Origin of the sequence: Pseudoalteromonas sp. P1-16-1b (genome assembly GCF_001401785.1) — a bacterium.
Taxonomy (GTDB): Bacteria; Pseudomonadota; Gammaproteobacteria; order Enterobacterales; family Alteromonadaceae; genus Pseudoalteromonas; species Pseudoalteromonas undina.
The window spans coordinates 77,349-95,774 of record NZ_LKGQ01000016.1 but is presented as its reverse complement, the minus strand read 5'-3'; the positions used below and the strand labels follow the sequence as shown (position 1 = coordinate 95,774).

Here is an 18,426-nt window from a genome sequence, read left to right as displayed (position 1 = left end):
TCATCATAAAGTTACGTCACTTTACCCGCTAAATTAAAACGTGGCTGGGTATATAGCTGGCTTTTAACTACCTCAGCTAAAATAGCCACTGCCTGCCAAATCTCTTCAAACGAAGTATAAAGTGGCGTAAAACCAAAGCGTAAAATATTAGGCGCACGAAAATCTGCTATTACCCCTTTTTCAATTAACGCTTGGCATATAGCAAACGCATCGGTATGTGAAAATGCTAGTTGGCTGCCTCTTTGGCTCGAATCCTCAGTAGAACATAAGCGCAAATCACTTAAGCATAAATGTGTTTGTACTAATTTAATAAATACGTCAGCAAGTGCAATCGACTTTTCTCTTACTTGAGAAATGTCTACGTCTTGCCATACATCAAGCGCAGCATCTAAAGTACTCATCGCAATCACACTGGGTGTACCGCATAAATACTGATTTATAGTATCAGCACCTTGATATATTGCATCAAAAGCAAATGGTTTGGCATGACCCATCCAACCTGATAAGGGTTGCTTTACAGCAGCTTGGTGGCGTTTAGCCACATATAAAAATGCAGGTGAGCCTGGGCCACCGTTTAAGTATTTATAGCCACAGCCAATGGCAAAATCAGCATTACAGTTATCAAGTTCAACTTGTAAAGCTCCCGCACTATGGGCTAGATCCCATATCACCAAAATGCCTTTCTCGTGAGCTAACTGGGTGAGCTTTTGCATATCCAGCAACTGACCGGTTCTAAAGTTGACCTGCGTTAATAGCAACACAGCCACTGAATCATTTAGGTTTTGCTCAATACTTTGCTCTGCTACTAATTTAAGCTGACATAAGTCGGGGCCTAATAGCTCACTTAGCCCCTGTACCATGTATAAGTCAGTAGGAAAGTTATCCTCGGTGGATAACACCACATTTCGCTCAGGGTTTAACGATAATGCACTACTTAACAGTTTAAATAAGTTAACTGAAATAGAGTCACAACAAATCACTTGGCCTTTTGCTGCGCCAATAATCGGCGCTATTTTCTCTCCTACCTGAGTTGGTAAATCAATCCATTGGTGATCATTCCAACTTCTAATTAAATGGCTACCCCATTGCTGACTTACCACCTCAGCTACGCGCGATTTTACGGCTTTAGGCAAAGCCCCCAATGAGTTACCATCGAGATAAATAGTGTCTGCGGGTAAATCAAATTCATCACGTTTATTAGCCAGCGGATCGGCTTTATCAAGCGCTACAATCTCATTAAAATTCATTATTACTTCTCATTCAAATTTTGTATTAGTGTCTTAAATGCCTCAGAACCTGGGTGGATCCAATCAAAATGCCCCACACCATCTAGCATAACCACAGGTCGGTTAAGCTGCTCTAAATTAAAAGCAGGTACGATGGTATCTTGGTCACCTTGTAAAATAATACTCTGTGGATGAAGCGACTGCTCGCTCGGGTTCGCTTGCGTGTAAGCCTTGGGTTTATCAGTTGGCATACCTTGCATAAAATCCTTTGTCACTTTTTGACAGCTGTTATTACCGCGTGCATACGCTTTTATATCAGTAATAGGGGCTAAGCCAATAACCCCTTTGAGCTGATCAATTTCACCACCAGCAAGCAGAGCTAAATGCCCACCAGCTGAGTGTCCTACCACAACCGAGTCAGCTAATTTAAACTCGCCATTATTATATTTACTTACCGCTAAAATTCCGGCTTTTACATCATTAAACGTTGTAGGCCAGCCACCACCGCTTGCGCCGCTTCTTCTATACTCTAAAGACCATACGTTAAAACCTTCTTGTGCAAGCCCCGTACTTAACGCATAGGTATGTTTAATATCGTATGCACTTAGCCAACAACCACCATGAAGTAAAATAACTAACGGGTTTTGCGGTTGGATTTGTTTTGCGCGCCAAAGTAATGCGAACTGCGATTCATTATCCCCATATGCTATTTTTTCATCCGCAGGGGTAAACCCCAATGAAGCCACACTTGCGTATGCCACATTATTATTTACATCAGGAAATTCAATTGTCTGCGCGTTGGCATTAACCAAAAAAGGCCATACAACTAAAAATAAAACTATTAAGCTCTTCAAAATAAAAGACTTCCTTTTATAACCTTAAAAGCGGTATGACCAAAAAAACGCCAGCAGCCATTTATAAAAATTATAATACGACCTACCAGCGTTATTGCGTCATTATTAATAAAATAAATAGGGTATTTATTGGTGTTTAAAAATCGTGCCTTCTTTCATTACAAAATCGACATCCATTAAAGCGCTAATATCGCTAAGTGGGCTGGTGTCCAAAGCAATAATATCAGCAAACTTACCAGGCTCTATGGTGCCCAAGCGCTGGCTCATATCAATTAAATCAGCAGCATTGACGGTTGCAGATTTTAAAATATCAGCAGGAGTCATACCTGCTTGATGCATTAATACCGCTTCTTTTGCGTTAATGCCGTGCTTAGATACGCCACTGTCGGTACCAAATGCAATGTTTACCCCGGCCTTATAAGCCTTAGTAAAATTGTTGAGCATATCGCCCCCTACCCTAATTGCTTTGCTTTTAATTGGCGCAGACATAAAGTCACTGTTTTTTGCTAACCCAACTACGGTGTGCCCTGCAAGCAAAGTAGGGACTAAATAAGCCCCTGTTTCTTTAAATAATTTAATGCCTTCATCATCGGTGTAACTACCGTGCTCAATGCTATCAACGCCCGCACGTAATGCTGCATTAATACCTTGAGCGGCATGCGCATGACTAGCTACTTTTCGCCCTAAACCATGCGCTGTATCAACTACAGCTTTAAGTTCATCGTCTTGCATTTGCTGCCCTGTGCCCGTAGTAGTATCCGAAAGCACGCCACCGGTAGAAGCAACTTTAATTAAATCAGCCCCGTATTTAATTGCATAGCGAGTTTTTTTGCGGCATTCAATAGCGCCATCACACACTGTTGGCGGTGTTTTTATGGTGAGTAAATCAGGGCTCATACCATCAACATCTAAGTGTCCGCCAGTAATAGTAACGCCAGCACCAGCAATAATACGCGGCCCATCAACCCAGCCATTTTCTACGCCTTTACGTAATGCATACATTTGCTCGCTTTGACTTCCCACATCACGCACAGTAGTAAAGCCCGCCATAAGAGTTTTGTTAGCAAAATGCACACTGCGCATTGCTACATCTGCATCAGACATTTCCACCAGCTCTTTTTTATTATCAGGGCCAAGCTCACCTTGTAAATGCACATGCATATCCATAAGCCCTGGCATAACAAAGCGGGTCGATAAGTCGATTAACTGAGCATCTTCGCCAAAACGAGTGATGGGTAAAAAACCCGCAGATACCGAGAGCACTTTGCCATTTTCTATTACTATAGTTTGTTTTTGTTGTGGTTTTTCTCCGGGAATAGCCAATAACTCTCCGGCATGAATTACTTTAGTATTTGCATGTGCACTAGTAGCACAGAGATTAGCAGCGAAAAAAAACGAGGTAACAACACTCAATCGAAATATGTTCATTAAACTCTCCAGTGATTCGTTCTGCGTTAACAACAACGAAATAACGTTAAAATATTGTTATACAACCAATACCTTATCAGGAAAGTGATAAAAACAAACCTGAAATACACTTTTAGTAAGAATTCTGACCACTATTAACACTGTCTTGAACTGAAAAAATAAAAGAAGGTGTCTATACTCAACCTTATTGTTGTAATACTTTTCATATGTAGGGAGCTTATGGATATTAAAGACATAAATATTGCGCTGCTAGAAAAGTGTAATTTTCTTTTAATGGTATTTGATAATAATAATCAGCTTAGTTATCTTTCTCCAAGGTGGTCAGAGCTAAATGTTGCAGCTAAAAAAGTACCCACCATTGAAAGCCTTTATGGCTGTTGTACTACTGAAAGCAAAGCTCTATTACAACAACAAATTCTCGCACTAAAATCGCAACATAATGAGTTAGACCAATTTGATATTGAACTAACATTAGCAACCGATTACTCCATTAAACTAAATTGTTGCTTACACAGCGTGCAGCAAAACCAACACCAACATATGGTTTTAGTTTTTAACCAGCACTTTGCCCAAGTGTCGTCTGTTATTAGCAATAACGAATTACAAACCATCATAGAAAATGCCGGCGAAGTTTTAAAGGTAGGCTATTGGCAACTCGACTGTAAAACTAATCAATTATTTTGGACCGATGAAATTTATACCATTCATGGTGTTTCACCGAGTAACTATTCCCCTCAACTAGATACTGCAATAAATTTTTATCATGAAGATGACAAATCCAAAATAACAGATGCGGTCGAGCAAGCTCTTGCATGCGGACAAGAATGGAGTTGTATAAAGCTTCGTGTTGTAGACGACGATCTACAAGAGCGCACTGTAATATCAAGCGGCAATGTATCGAGAGATTTAAACGGTGAAATCACGAAGCTATATGGCATTTTTCAAGACATATCAGGGAGTGAAAAAATAGCTCTGGAGCGGGACTTTTTAGTTACTGCACTCAAAGAAACCACAGTAGGAATGGTGATTGCCGATAAAGACAAGCGTGTTATTTGGGTAAATGGCTCATTTGAAAGAATTACAGGCTACCCACTGAATCAAGTAGAAGGTAAAAAGCTTGGCTCTATTTTACAAGGTGAAAAAACTGATGCCAACACAATAGAGCAACTCAAAATTCATCTTAAAAAAGGGCTCCCCATAACTACAAGAATTTTAAACTACACAAAAAGTGGCGACCCTTATTGGAATGAACTGGCCATATCACCCATTTTTAGAGATGGAAAAGTAGCTTATTATTTTGCTGTTCAAAACGACGTAACCAAAGAAATAAACATAGAACATAAACTGATCGCGCTTAATACCAGTTTAGAGCAGCGTATTCAGGCGCGTACTCAAGAGCTCTCTTCTCTTAATCAAGAGCTAGAAAAACAAGCCAATATAGACCCACTTACAGGCTGTTTAAATAGACGAACTTTATACAGAACACTCAGCGATGAGCTATTAAAAACGCAGAATAAAAATACCTATATTTCGTTATTAATGCTCGACATAGACCATTTTAAAGCAATAAATGATAACTATGGTCACGAAGCTGGCGATTTAAGCTTAAAAGAGCTTACCAATACATTACGCGCTTTAACCAGAAAGCAAGATTTTGTATTTCGCCTGGGCGGTGAAGAGTTTTTAATTATTATGCCCAACACAAACAAAGCAGAAGCCAAGCAAGCCGCTGAGCGAATAAAACACGCAGTAAATGAACATAAAGTTTACTATCGCAATTTTAATATTAGCTTTACGGTAAGTATTGGGCTACTTACTCATGATGGCTCTATCAGCTTACAAAACAGCTTAAAATATGTTGATGACTATTTATACGAGGCAAAAACGAAAGGCCGTAATAGAATTGTTGATTGAGCAGTTTTAAATCAATTAGCAAAAACTGTTAAGGTCATATAAGCTAACTACTTGAGCATAATAATTTAATTGCATTTTACGCTCGCGCATCCATTATTATTTTTATTCAATTACTCATTGTTAGGCATATCAAAAACAAGGTTACATAATGATAAAAGCGTCAACACCTGAAGATGAACTATCACGGCTAAAAGACCTATATGAGTATGACGTTTTAGACACTGAAGCTGAGAAATCCTTTGACGACTTAACCCTGCTTGCATCTGATATTTGTGAAACGCCAATCTCACTAATAAGTCTTGTTGCTCCCGACAGGCAATGGTTTAAATCAAAGCAAGGTATTGATGTAGACGAAACCGCACGGGATATCTCGTTTTGTTCTCACGCAATTTTAGAAAACCAAGTGTTCGAAGTTCAAAATGCACTTACTGATACCCGCTTTCACGATAATCCCTTGGTTACAAACGACCCAAATATTCGCTTTTATGCAGGTGCACCTCTTATAACTCCTAGAGGCAATGCTATTGGTACGTTATGTGTTATTAGCGATAAACCAAAAAAGCTCTCAAGCAAACAGATAAATGCACTCACGGTTTTGAGCAAAGAAGTTATTGCGCAATTAGAGCTTAGACTTAATAATAAAAAGCTAGTGATGGCATTAGAAAAACAAAAAGCACACAATAAAGAACTAGAAAAGTTAAAAGAAGAAGCTGATACAGCCAATAACACAAAAAGTAAATTTTTGGCAAATATGACTCATGAGTTGAGAACCCCATTACATGGGATTTTAAATTTAGCTGAGTTTGCCATATCAGAAACCACAACAGAGGAAAAAGACAGCACTTTAAAAAGTATATTAAAGTCAGCTCATTACTTATCAAATATTGTAAACGATATTTTAGACTTTTCTAAAATTGAGGCCGGTAAATTAGAAATTGAACATATCGACTTCAATCTTAATGACGTTATTAGCGATGTAATAAAGCCCCAGTTACAGCAAGCGTCTACTAAAGGTATAAAGCTTATTACATCGGTAGACCCTAAAATAGCGGATAATTTAAAAGGGGACCCTCTTCGGGTTTCGCAAATTTTAAATAACCTATGCTCAAATGCGATTAAATTTACCAAAACTGGCCAAGTCGAACTGAAAGTAAGTATTAAAAGCAGTACATTACAAACACAATTACTCAAATTTGAAGTTATTGATACAGGCCTTGGCATTAATGAGACTGTTCAAGAACATTTATTTAAAGAGTTTCATCAGGCAGACTCATCAACTTCAAGAGAATATGGGGGTACAGGTTTAGGCTTATCAATTTGTGCTCGCTTAAGTGAATTAATGCAAGGGAAGCTTAGCTTTACCAGCAAAATAGGTAAGGGCTCCACATTTACCTACGAGCAAAACTTTGAGATTGCTTTATTACCATCAATACCAAAGCAGGGCTCTGATATAACAAACCTGCAAGGTTGTACTGTGTTAATTGCCGAAGATAATAAAATAAATCAGCTTATTATCGTTAAAATGCTCAAAGCACATAATGCTAATTTAATTATCGCAGAGGATGGTAAAGAATGCGTTAAGTACTTCAAAGAGCACCCTGTCGACTTAATTTTCATGGATATACAAATGCCTGAAATGGACGGCATAAAAGCCACGCAGGCTATTAGAGCACTCCCTGCAGGTAAAACAGTTCCAATTATAGCTATGACAGCAAATACCCTAAAACAAGACATTGAGCATTATTTAGATATTGGTATGGATGGCTACTTAACTAAACCGTTTGATAAAGCTAAGCTCAATAGCTTACTCAATGTTTATAATCCTAAAAACCTTAACTTAAAAAACTTAGCAGTAAAAATTAGCGATCCTAATGTTTCTAGTGACAGGAAACTAAAGCAAATATGCAAAGAGTTAAAAGCGCTTATTCCCAATGCTAATCGAGTCAGTCTGTGGTTATTTAATAAAGATTACAGTGCATTAAATTGCTTAGCTTGCCTTGATGAAAATAATGACGTGTTGAGTGGAACTGTTCTATACACAGAAAACTCCCCTGCTTATTTCAACTATATTTTAACTAACCAAGTACTCGACGCCTCCGACGCCAGAAATAACGAAGTAACCAAGCCATTCTCTCACTCTTACTTTGAGCCACTTAATATTTATTCTTTACTTGATTACATTTATATACTTGATAGCAAACCATTAGGTGTTATTTGTTGTGAAAGTGTAGGCTCAAAGGTAACTTGGAGCCATGTTGATAAAGAGTCGTTAATCAAAGTCGCAGACGTTACTAACTTGTTTTTATCTAAACAAATAAAGCATGAGTAAAACAGGCCTATTTAGTGGCTAAAATTGCCACTAAATAGGGATAAAACTTATTATCTGCCCTTCATATTAAGCCTGCTCTGACTCACGCTGGGTTTGATGTTTATCTGATTTAACTGGCTTTATTTTAAAGAAAAACGTATACACAACAGGAACAAATCCTAATGTTAAAATTGTTCCCATTGCAAGACCAAACGCAATAGTGCTTGCTTGACCATAAAACAAAACATCTTTAGATAAAATAAGTGGCATTAAGCCTATTATCGTTGTGCAAGTAGACATCAAAATAGGGCGTAAACGCCTTAAAGAAGCATTGATTACCGCCTCAAAGTTTTGTTGATTAGACTGCTCTGCGGTTTGTTGCTCTGAGTACTCTATCTGTTTACGTTCAATATTTATTCGGTCTATTAAAATCACCGCATTATTAATGATAATACCGGCAAGCGCATATAAACCTAAAATAACCATAAACCCAAAGTTTGCTTGCATAACCAACAAACCAAAAGCAGCACCAATAATAATTAGGGGTACGGTTAAAAATACAATACTGGTTGCACGGTAAGAGCGAAACTGCGCAATAATAATAAACACCATAATGGCAATACACAGCGGTAAATTAGCTAAAATAGCAGCTTGCGATTCCGCGGAGTCTCCAATCACCCCGTCGTATTCAATTTTATATCCAGGTGGTAATTTTTCTTTTATTTTAGCAAGCTTCTCTTCAAGTAAGGGCATCATACTTTGCGCCGACATAATTTGATTTTTAGCTTGTACCGTTACGGTACGAAATAAATTTTCACGCGCAATTCGCGCAAATTGCGTTTCATAGCGAATCTCGGCCACTTGCATTAAAGGAACACTGACGCCTCTAGCAGAAGAATAAATACTTACACTATTGATCCGATCTAAATCGTAACGCTCCCTGTCTTGTGCCCTTAATACAATAGGGAATATATCATCACCTTCACGAAACTCGGATATTATGCGTCCAGAAAAATAGGTTTCTAACGCTTGGGCAACATCATTTGAGCTAATTCCGGCACGACGAGCATTTTGCTGATTAACCTCAAGTTTAAGTGTCGTAATGCGGTTTTCCCAATCGCTTTTAATATCAAACGTGCCATCTACATTTCGCAACAAAGTTTTAATTTCATCGCTAACAGAATAAATATAATCACTATCAGGACCTTTAACTTGAATCTCTATTAGTGAAGAATCAGATGGCCCTAAGAACATTTTCGTAACACGCCCCATCACACCAGGGAAATCTTGAGCAAACATCTCTCGCACTCTCTTTAATGTAGGATCGGCGAACTTTCGTTCACCTACATCAATCATAAAAAATGCTTTTGAAGGTTCGGGGTCGATAGGTGTAAGTGATAAAACAAACCGAGGACCACCAAATCCAGCATAGGCCGCATATTTTTCAATATGTGGAAAGTGTTCTTTATCATCCAATTTTTTTGAAATAGCCTGCACCGTTGCGTCAGTTTTACGCATTGAAGTACCCGCTGGCATATCAAGGTACACTAAAATTTGTGCTCGATCAGAATCTGGAAAAAACTTTGCAGGCACTAGACTCATAGCCCAGCCCCCTGCCAAAAATAGTCCTAAAATAACAACAACAAACGCAATACGCGCACGCATAATTTGTCGTAATGCTTTTTCGTAAACCGGGGTGAGGCTATCAAAAAAGCGATTAATTTTACGTCGAACAATATTTTGCTTTTGCCTCGTTTCTTTTTTAACAAAGCGATGACATAAATAAGTAGTAAATGTCAGGCTTAGCGCCCAAGAAGTAAGTAATGCAATTAGCACCACCAAGGAGATCGAGCGCGTATATTCACCGGCACTACTTTGTGCCAACATAAGAGGTAAAAACACAAGAATAGTTGTTAATGATGAAGTTAAAGACGGTATAGCAAGAGTGCCGGAGGTATTACGTACAGCTGTATCACGCGTTTCGCCATCTTCGATACGCTTTTTAAAATCTTCAGCCATTATTATGCCATCATCAACCAAAAGACCAAGCGCAATAATTAAAGTAGCTAGCGACATACGCTCTAATGGAATACCCATAAAGTTCATAACTGAAAGCGTAATTAAAATCGCTGCTGGCACAATCGAGCCCACAATCAGACCAGTGCGTAAGCCTAAAAACATCACTACCACAATTGATACTATAACGATGGTTTGCAAAACACTAAAAGTCACACCAAATACTGCATCTTCAACCACATCGGCTTGGCGCGTAATATTTTTTAATTGATAGCCTGCAGGAATAGTTTGGTTAATTTGAGCTATCATCGCTTCTATTTTAGGAGTGAACTTAAGCACATCCGCTTGTTCATCCTTAGATATGGCAAAAATAATGGCTTGGCGATTATTGTAATAGCTTGTTCTTGATGGGGGATCGACCACTTTACGGCTTATTTTAGCAATATCGCGCAGCAATATTGTTTCAGGCTGGTTAGGCACACTGATAAGTGTATTTCTAATATCGGCAAGGTTTTGGTAATTTCCTGAAGGTTGAATAATAAAGTTTTTGCCATTGGCGTCAATAACCCCACTAGGGCGTATAATATTTTGGTTTTTCAAAGCGGCAATTAATTGTTCAGGTGCAATACCCAGTTGAGCGAGCTTAGCATTTTCAATTTCAATAAAAATACGCTCTTGTTGAATGCCCAAAATATCAATTTTTTTAGTGCCCTCAACTTGATGCAGCATATCAGCAATGTGTTGCGCCACATCTTGGCGATCGCCCATACTGTAGGCAGGATCAGCAATAAGTGCCACTGTTAATACGGCAACATCACCAAAATCATCGTTTACTACATAAGGCAATGTCCCATTGGGTAAGTCATCACGCACTGCGTTTATTTGATCGCGCAGTTTATCCCATTGTTGATCAAACTCACTTTGCTCAACACTTTGCTTAAGCTCAGCGTGAATAATAGAACGACCAGGAATAGATACTGAGCGAATTTCGGCAATACTGGGCATTTCACGAATAGCTTCTTCGAGTGTTTTAGTGATCAACAACTCTACTTTTTTTGCGCTCATCCCCGGATAAGCTGTTGTGACAACAGCTTCACGAATTTTTATTTTAGGATCTTCTTGCTTTGGTAGTTGATAATAACTAAAGGCGCCAAATAACATAAGGCCAAAAACAATAGCTAACATAAGGCGATTATGATCAAGAGCAAGCTCTGAAATAGTAGGGATCTTCATTGTTTTAAATCTCCGTCACGGGTTATGGGTTAAGTCGCTTAATTTCGCCTTCGATAAGCGTTACTTTTTGCCCATCGTGTAAAAAAGCCATTCCCGCGTTAACAATTTGTTCCCCCTCTTTTAAATCTCCTTTAATTTGCGCTTTTTGCGCAAAAAATTTCATTACATCCACTGTTGTTTTTTGTAAAACGTAGTCAGCTTGCGCTGTTGTTATCAGTTTAAAAACAAAGTGTTGGTTATTTTCTTTTGCCATGATTGCACTTACAGGCACCATAAAACCATCGCTTTCTCCCTGCTGTTGTTTAAATTGCACTTCTGCACTCATACCCGTTCTGATACCTGCGATATCATTAGCTGAGATTTTTAAAATAATAGGAAAAGCATTCGCTCCTTGAGCAGCTGAGCCAATTTCTTTAATTTTAGCATTCAACGATTTATCTAAAGCTGAAATAGTTACCTTTGCCGGTTTATCAATAGTTAACGAGGAGAGAAGCCCTTCAGGCGCAAGCGCTGAGACTTCAAAACTTTCTTTACCTTGGATTAAAAGTGCCGAGATATTAGGGCTAACTTGTTGCGAAGGTTCAATATTACGTTTTGAGATAGTCCCAGCATAGGGCGCAATCAATGTAGTATCTTTTAACTTTTCTTTTGCCATCGCTAATCGCACTTGAGCAATATCGACTTTATCCTTGGCGCTCTCATATTGAGACTTTGCAGCATCGTATTGCGCGCCAGACACCGCACCATCATCAACCAGTGACGCTTTACGTTCAAAATCCTGCTTAACATTTAGCATCGTAGCCTTTGCATTAGAGACCTGTCCTTTGGCCTCTTGCACTGCCAATAAATACTTTGTTTGTTCTAGTTTGGCGAGGGGCTCACCTTTATCAAAAGCTTCACCAATATCAAAAAAAACGTCTTCAACCTTTCCGCTAACCTCAAATGTTAAGGTCGTTGTATCTGCAGGTTGAATAACACCTGACAAAATACGACTATCAAACGAGTTAGTTTTTTTTAACTCAATGGCAGAAACAGGTTTTAATTTTTGCTCAGGAACTTGCTCTTCAGAGCACCCTGACAGCATAAAAATAATAACTAAAAAAACAACTATATGATTCATAATTTCCCTTGATAAATAGTGTATTCAAACCGATTGAACTACTAAACTAACCACAATCAGTCTTCACTATGAGCCATCTAATTTAAAGTATGGCTAACATTGTTATCACCCTGAAAGCTTGGGTATAATGCATTATTCCGGCTGTATTCTTAGCCTCTAAATTGGATCTTCTCCCATGAAAAAACTATCTGCTGTGCAAGTTAAACAACAAGCACTCGTCCTCAATGTTGCTGACAAAATAGAAGAGCAAGGCCGTGCTGAAATTCCAGGTATGCTGCAGTGCTGGTTTGATGTGGAATATCATTTATTTCCGGGCTCTTTACTAATGTGTTTTCAGTTTGAAAACCAACAGGCACTAACTGCGGCAGAGCCTGAGTTATTAAAATGGCAAAAGCGCTTAAGCGGTGCAATGCTTAAAAAAGGCGTAATTTTAAAAGATATGCGTAAACATTTAGTATTTACCTTAAAAGGAGCAGACGACTAAACCACTTATTTTGTAAGCTCACTCTACTTTGGTGCGCTCTCCAAATTAAACTTATTAACGTGTTCAATTAGCTCAGGAAAAAACGCTAAAAACAGTCCATCTAGCTCACTATAATGTCGGGTTATATCTTCAGCGGTGCCTGCAAAATTATTAGTAAAGCGAACCCGTTTAGCAATATTATCAAGCGCCCGCCCAACCCCATCAACGCTTTCATACTCTTTAAACCAATCGTTTTGTGTCATACTGGTTACTACACGTTGCATTCGTGTAGGCATTACAGGTATACGCTTATCCAAAAGCGCATAACTGGTTTGCTTAAAATCAATCAGTGATTGGTTATTAAACTGCTGCCAATGCGCAATCAGAAAATGATCAAACACCACATCAACAGCCACGCCTGCAAAGCGCCTGCGCTTGGGTGAAAAAAGCTGTTTAGCTTCTTTAACTAAAGGGTGTGCATCAGTAAATTTATCCACTAAATAATGGTTACCTAGCGCACTTTTAACACTTGTCGGTATGTATGTTAGCTGTCGTTGACCACCAAAATCTCCCAGTAAGTTGCCAAAATGAGAATCAGCCGTAGGCTTTGCTAAATAAAGGTGAGCTAAATAATTCATTGGTTTCCATATAGATTAATATACTAAGCTCAGATAGTTTTAAAAATCAAACGCGTAAAAAGATGGAACGCAGTTCCACCTTTATACTTTTTAGATACTTATAGTGCATCCTGAAATATTACGCTTTTGAAACCTTGCTTGCACCAGCATTATCAAGAATTTCTTCAATACTATTTTTGTTATCGCTGTTATATTTAACACCGACGAGTATTGAACCCTTCTCAATTGCGTCTTCATAATACTTAATTTCATGTTCTGGAATAAATGCGCCGATTGCTGCACCTAGAGTCCCACCAACGGCAGCACCGGCGCCACCAGCTGCAAGTGCTGAAACCAAAGGACCTGCGACTAATAAGCCTGCACCACCCGAAGCGACTGCACCAACAGCGGTAAAACCACCAATAATTGCCGCTAACACGCCACCAGATGCAGCGCCCAGCAAACCGCCCTCTGAAGCTTTGGTACCTTCATCTACAGCAAAGTCTTCCTTTGTATACGAGTCGTTAGCAACAATGCTTATATCCGCCTCACTTACACCTAAAGCTTCTAATCTATAAATGGCTAATGTTGCTTGTGATGCATTATCGAATAACCCAGTAATAACAGTACTCATAATAACTCCTTTATTTGTTTAAGAAAGTACGCTTAGTAATTAGCAACATTCAAACCAAAGTTTTAATCCTTTAAAATCAGAAAGATAAATAAAAAAAGCAAAGTAGAACTCTACGTTTTAAAGTAAAAGTTGCTAGAAGTTGTAAAAAGTTCACACACATAGGTATAACTCAAGCGATTGAAATATGAGTAGAATTACAAAGAGATTAACGTTATTAGCTTTGTTCTTCTAAAAATATCAACAACCCACGCTCATAGCGACTTAGATACTTAGTCTTACGGGGTAGTTTGTCTAAGTTATTAAAGTCCTTTAGAGCTTCTTTACCTCCTTTACACAGCTCAATCAACTTTGGATGAATATATGAATTACGAGCTATTGCTGGGGTATTCCCTAAATTACTTGAAACGCTACCTAACATATCTTTAAGCGAAAGCTGGCCGTTTGATTTATGTAAGACTTCAAATGCCAAAACACTGGCCCGCCATGTTCTAAAATGTTTTGCACTAAACTGCTCACCCATAACACTTTGAATAAACTCATTCACTTCTTTGGAGGTAACATCACAACACTCGCCTTCATCGATATATTGGAATAAGCTCTGCCCAGGCAAATCTTGCAACTGCTGTATGATAGAGCTAAGCACTTTATCTGTTATATTCACTTCTCTTTGCTTACCGGATTTTGCTTTATACTTTAAGCGAATATTTTTACCCGTTAGTTTTGCATGCCGGCTACGTAATGTCGTAGCACCAAAACTATTGTTATGTTTGGCATTTTTTTTAGAACCAACGCGCAGAGCTCCAAGGTCCATTAAACGTACAACGGCTGCAATTGTGCGCTGGCAATCAAGTTCATTACCTCGCAAATATTCCGATAGTTTTGCTCTTAACAAAGGCAGTTTATTTCCAAATAAAACACATGCTTCAAACTTTTTAAGCTCTTGCTGCTCCCTAAACTCGGGATGATAAAAGTATTGCTTGCGGTCTTTGTTGTCGTAGCCAGTAGCTAAAATATGCCCATTTTCTTCTGGGCATAACCATACATCTTTGTATGCGGGGGGAAAAGCGAGACTGTCTAACCGCTCTATTTCATCTTTATCATGTATTTTCTTTCCTGCAGGATCATAATAAACCCATTGGTTTTCATGCCTCTTTCGAGTAATACCCGGCAAGTTATCATCGACATAAATTAGTTTCATTTTATTCCTTTAAATTTTTGTAATCCTCAAATCAAACGGTGCCATCAATAACAAGGGCGAGTTCTCACTAGCCCCAATTTATGCGATTTATCGGCTCCAATACCTAAGATTACGAATTTTTGAGACAAACTCACTTGCGGAAATTTTATTTAAATCCAACCAGCCATCATCAAGCTGTCCATTTAAACCCGTAGCCTCGATTAAAGGAGTTGCTTTATCACTAAAGCCGATATACTTCATATGTGCATAAGCATCACTGACAAAATCTTTCGCCTCCGGTATTTCAGCAAACTTTTTAGCGCCTTCATTAGTGGTAAGCAGAACTATTGCGTCGTAAAGCACCGAAGGACCGCCATTAATCACTTGATCGGCCTCAACAACCTCGCCATTACTGTTTTTAGCACCACCAACTTGAGCCGCAATAACTTCATGACTTGCACCTTCCTCTTTAAGGCTTTGTGTTAATAAATTAAAGGTTTCAGCATCAAAACCATCACTTACTAATATACCAAGCTTCCTGCCTTTAAATGTATTTGGCGCATTTTTTAAAATACTTAGCGCATCAGATACTGGTAAATCTTGACGGGTATCAAGTGCAGCTTCTGCGGCATCTGGCATAGTTTGTAAACCTAAACCCAATGCAACTTGCTCAGCAAGCTTGTTATCAATGTTTAACAGATGAGAAACCACGCGTTCTCTGATACGTAAATGCTCTACTTTAGATAACTCAAAAATCAAAGCATCTTGAATATGCGTTTGCTCAATGTCAGTTTGACTTAAATAGAATTGGCGCGCTTGGCTATAGTGATCACTAAATGTTTCTGAGCGATAGCGTAATTTACCCCCGTCAGTTTCAGATTCTGAGCTTTTGAATCCGTGTACAGGGCACTCTCGCGGGTTGTTTTCACCCCCGCTGAATGAATTAGGTTCGTAATTAACCCGGCCTTTGGGGTTCTGCATTGCCATGTGGCCATCTTGAAGAAAATGTCTCATCGGGCATTTTGGTGCATTAACAGGAATTTGTGTGAAATTAGGGCCACCTAACCGCTTGGTTTGTGTATCTAGGTACGAAAAATTACGGCCCTGCAATAAAGGATCGGGAGTAAAATCAAGCCCAGGCACTATATTTTGAGTACAAAATGCAACCTGTTCGGTTTCTGCGAAGAAGTTGTCTACGACTCGATTGAGTACCATTTTACCAATAACTTTAACTGGTACTTGCTCTTCGGGTATCAGTTTAGTGGCATCAAAAACATCGAACTCGAACTCTTCAGCAAATTTTTGATCAAATACTTGAATGCCCAGCTCCCATTCCGGATAGTCATCATTATTAATTGATTCCCACATATCACGACGATGAAAATCAGGATCAGCGCCATTTAATTTCAATGCCTCATTCCAAACCACTGACTGCATACCGCCTTTAGGTTTCCAGTGGAACTTAACAAATTTTTCTTCACCTTGTGCATTAATAAACTTAAAAGTATGAACGCCAAACCCTTCCATAAACCTTAATGAGCGCGGGATAGCTCTATCTGACATTGCCCACATAACCATGTGCATGGATTCTGGCGACAAACTTACAAAATCCCAAAAATTATCGTGGGCTGTTTGCGCTTGTGGAAAACCACGATCTGGTTCTGCTTTTGCGCTATGTATAAGGTCGGGAAACTTCATCGCGTCTTGAATGAAAAAAACTGGGATATTATTGCCTACCAGATCCCAATTACCTTCCTGCGTATAAAACTTAACGGCAAAACCTCGCACATCACGTGCTAAATCAGGCGAGCCCTGATTACCCGCCACTGTTGAAAAGCGTGCAAAAACAGGTGTTTTTTCACCTTTACGTTGAAAAATATCAGCAGAAGTCAAATCATCTAAAGCATCATACGTTTCAAAGTAACCATGTGCACCATACCCTCTTGCGTGAACAACTCGCTCAGGAATTCGCTCGTGATCAAAGTGAAACAACTTTTCTCGTAACACATGATCTTCCAATAGTCCTGGTCCGCGTTGACCTGCTTTTAATGAATTTTGATTGTCACTGATAGGGCAACCTTGTGCGGTTGTCATTACTGGATGGTCTTTATTAGCTTTTTGATGAAGCTCTCCTGCATGTCCTTTATTATTTGCATACTTAAATGACTCTGCCATAACTTTTCTTCCTTAAATAATTTTTTGATTGCTATATTTTTATAGGGTTAAAAAACAATAACCAAGCAAAATAAAGACCATCTATAAATAGTTTTAAAATCAATAATTAAGAAAGAAATGAAAATATTTCACCAATACAAACTATAAAAATTACACAACAAATGTAAGCTTTCCTCAGAGCATCATTTTATTAAATTACTAAGCAATCAGCTTGTTCTGATTTTCATTATTACTGTATTTTTACAATGATAGATTTAGTGAGAACTTTGTCTGTATTGAGGGTTAAGAAAGGTTTGAACGCAAGATGCTACTCAGCTTTTTTCTTGTTTAAAATAGCGTTCTGCTTTTGCACATGTAAGTTTAGATAATGAAAATTTACTCCCTTTATCTGGGCATAGTTTCTTTAAAAGGCTTACTGCATAACGCCCACAGCTTAATAAAGTATACAACTCATGTTTCTCAGTAACACCTAGCGCAGATTGATAACTCAACAGATAAAACACCTTAAGCAATAACATCTGTCTCTGCGGATGAGTGATAGATTTGACCTAGTAAATTATTAGATATGACAATATAAAAGATTTTTAAAAAATGATAAAAACATCTTCATTACTTTAAAAACCTATTTAATTACAATCACTTAGCAAATTACCCAATTCAATTATTGGCTGCCTTAATATTAAAATATTGATGCTAATATACTTCAAAACTATCTAACCAATTACAATTGTATTTTGATAATTCAGTAAAGAGTCAGGCCAACTTTGTTATCACTGTTGCTGCATTTTTTCGGTGCTGCTTGAGTCGTAAAACGCCTTGCTTAGCCTTTAATACTAAATGCTATTTTCTATTGCAACCAAGGCTACTCACGCATTATGACAACGACTTTTTTAAGTAAGCCACAGCAAGTCGCGCTGCAACAAGCACTGTTCAACAGCAAACTATTAAACAATGATGCAGTAACGGGTGGTAACCCACCATCACAAAAGCAACAAGCCTATGGGCGTATAGCTGTAATGCTCTATCGCTTTAATTTACAAAAAATCAAATGGCCCTCTTTTTTAAAAACAGCTATAAACACTGCAAGCAATGAGTGCTCGTGGTTAACCCGTGAAATTATCAGATGCCAGCAAAGCTACAAAGCTCAACCTAATGACGCCTTAATAATTGAACAGAATGCATTTTTCAGTGGTATTTTTAGCGAAGAACTCGCCTACATTGACGCTTTACTTGGAACAGAAGCACAGCCTGAGTAAGGTGA

The 18,426-nt window shown here is 38.5% G+C and carries 13 protein-coding genes; 4 read left to right on the top strand and 9 right to left on the bottom strand.

The genetic code is table 11. The features are described 5' to 3' along the window. Window positions 1-11: 11 nt before the first annotated feature. The 3 genes from kynU to AN392_RS12475 all read right to left on the bottom strand — a co-directional run bounded on the left by kynU (window position 12) and on the right by AN392_RS12475 (window position 3,508). A complete protein-coding gene (gene kynU, locus AN392_RS12485) occupies window positions 12-1,247 on the bottom strand; it encodes a kynureninase (protein WP_055012905.1) in 1,236 nt (411 codons plus the stop codon). A 2-nt stretch (window positions 1,248-1,249) separates the two neighbouring features. Beyond that, entirely contained in the window at window positions 1,250-2,080 is an 831-nt protein-coding gene (locus AN392_RS12480) for an alpha/beta hydrolase (RefSeq protein ID WP_055012904.1), read from the bottom strand. A 126-nt stretch (window positions 2,081-2,206) separates the two neighbouring features. Continuing rightward, complete coding sequence (locus tag AN392_RS12475; RefSeq protein ID WP_055012903.1) at window positions 2,207-3,508, bottom strand: amidohydrolase family protein; 1,302 nt, start codon at window positions 3,506-3,508, stop codon at window positions 2,207-2,209. Window positions 3,509-3,727: 219 nt separating this feature from the next. Here AN392_RS12475 and AN392_RS12470 point away from each other — a divergent pair, with 219 nt between their 5' ends. Then, entirely contained in the window at window positions 3,728-5,422 is a 1,695-nt protein-coding gene (locus AN392_RS12470; RefSeq protein ID WP_010390789.1) for a sensor domain-containing diguanylate cyclase, read from the top strand. A 148-nt stretch (window positions 5,423-5,570) separates the two neighbouring features. Beyond that, complete coding sequence (locus AN392_RS12465) at window positions 5,571-7,751, top strand: response regulator (protein ID WP_055012902.1); 2,181 nt, start codon at window positions 5,571-5,573, stop codon at window positions 7,749-7,751. A 66-nt stretch (window positions 7,752-7,817) separates the two neighbouring features. On the opposite strand, the gene AN392_RS12460 is transcribed toward AN392_RS12465, so the two are convergent. Both AN392_RS12460 and AN392_RS12455 read right to left on the bottom strand, forming a co-directional pair. Beyond that, complete coding sequence (locus AN392_RS12460; RefSeq protein WP_055012901.1) at window positions 7,818-10,979, bottom strand: efflux RND transporter permease subunit; 3,162 nt, start codon at window positions 10,977-10,979, stop codon at window positions 7,818-7,820. A 22-nt stretch (window positions 10,980-11,001) separates the two neighbouring features. Next, the gene (locus tag AN392_RS12455; RefSeq protein ID WP_055012900.1) at window positions 11,002-12,099 is read right to left on the bottom strand and encodes an efflux RND transporter periplasmic adaptor subunit; all 1,098 of its coding nucleotides are present in this window, start codon (window positions 12,097-12,099) and stop codon (window positions 11,002-11,004) included. 175 nt (window positions 12,100-12,274) lie between these two features. On the opposite strand from AN392_RS12455, the gene AN392_RS12450 reads away from it, so the two are divergent. Further along, the gene (locus tag AN392_RS12450) at window positions 12,275-12,583 is read left to right on the top strand and encodes a hypothetical protein (protein ID WP_055012899.1); all 309 of its coding nucleotides are present in this window, start codon (window positions 12,275-12,277) and stop codon (window positions 12,581-12,583) included. Between the two features lie 23 nt (window positions 12,584-12,606). Here the strand turns inward: AN392_RS12450 and AN392_RS12445 are convergent, their stop codons facing one another. The 4 genes from AN392_RS12445 to AN392_RS12430 form a co-directional block, all read right to left on the bottom strand. Next, window positions 12,607-13,200, bottom strand: coding sequence for an ACP phosphodiesterase (locus AN392_RS12445; protein ID WP_055012898.1), 594 nt, complete (start codon window positions 13,198-13,200; stop codon window positions 12,607-12,609). A gap of 118 nt (window positions 13,201-13,318) precedes the next feature. Beyond that, on the bottom strand, window positions 13,319-13,813 hold the full coding sequence (locus AN392_RS12440; protein WP_010390780.1) for a general stress protein: 495 nt from the start codon (window positions 13,811-13,813) through the stop codon (window positions 13,319-13,321). Between the two features lie 214 nt (window positions 13,814-14,027). Beyond that, window positions 14,028-15,011, bottom strand: a complete 984-nt coding sequence (locus AN392_RS12435) for a DNA topoisomerase IB (RefSeq protein ID WP_010390779.1) — start codon at window positions 15,009-15,011, stop codon at window positions 14,028-14,030. Window positions 15,012-15,098: 87 nt separating this feature from the next. Next, entirely contained in the window at window positions 15,099-17,165 is a 2,067-nt protein-coding gene (locus AN392_RS12430; RefSeq protein ID WP_055012897.1) for a catalase, read from the bottom strand. 875 nt (window positions 17,166-18,040) lie between these two features. Here AN392_RS12430 and AN392_RS12420 point away from each other — a divergent pair. Beyond that, window positions 18,041-18,421 carry a hypothetical protein gene (locus tag AN392_RS12420; protein WP_055012895.1) on the top strand — a complete coding sequence of 127 codons (381 nt, stop codon included), beginning with the start codon at window positions 18,041-18,043 and terminating at the stop codon, window positions 18,419-18,421. The last annotated feature ends 5 nt before the right edge of the window (window positions 18,422-18,426 follow it).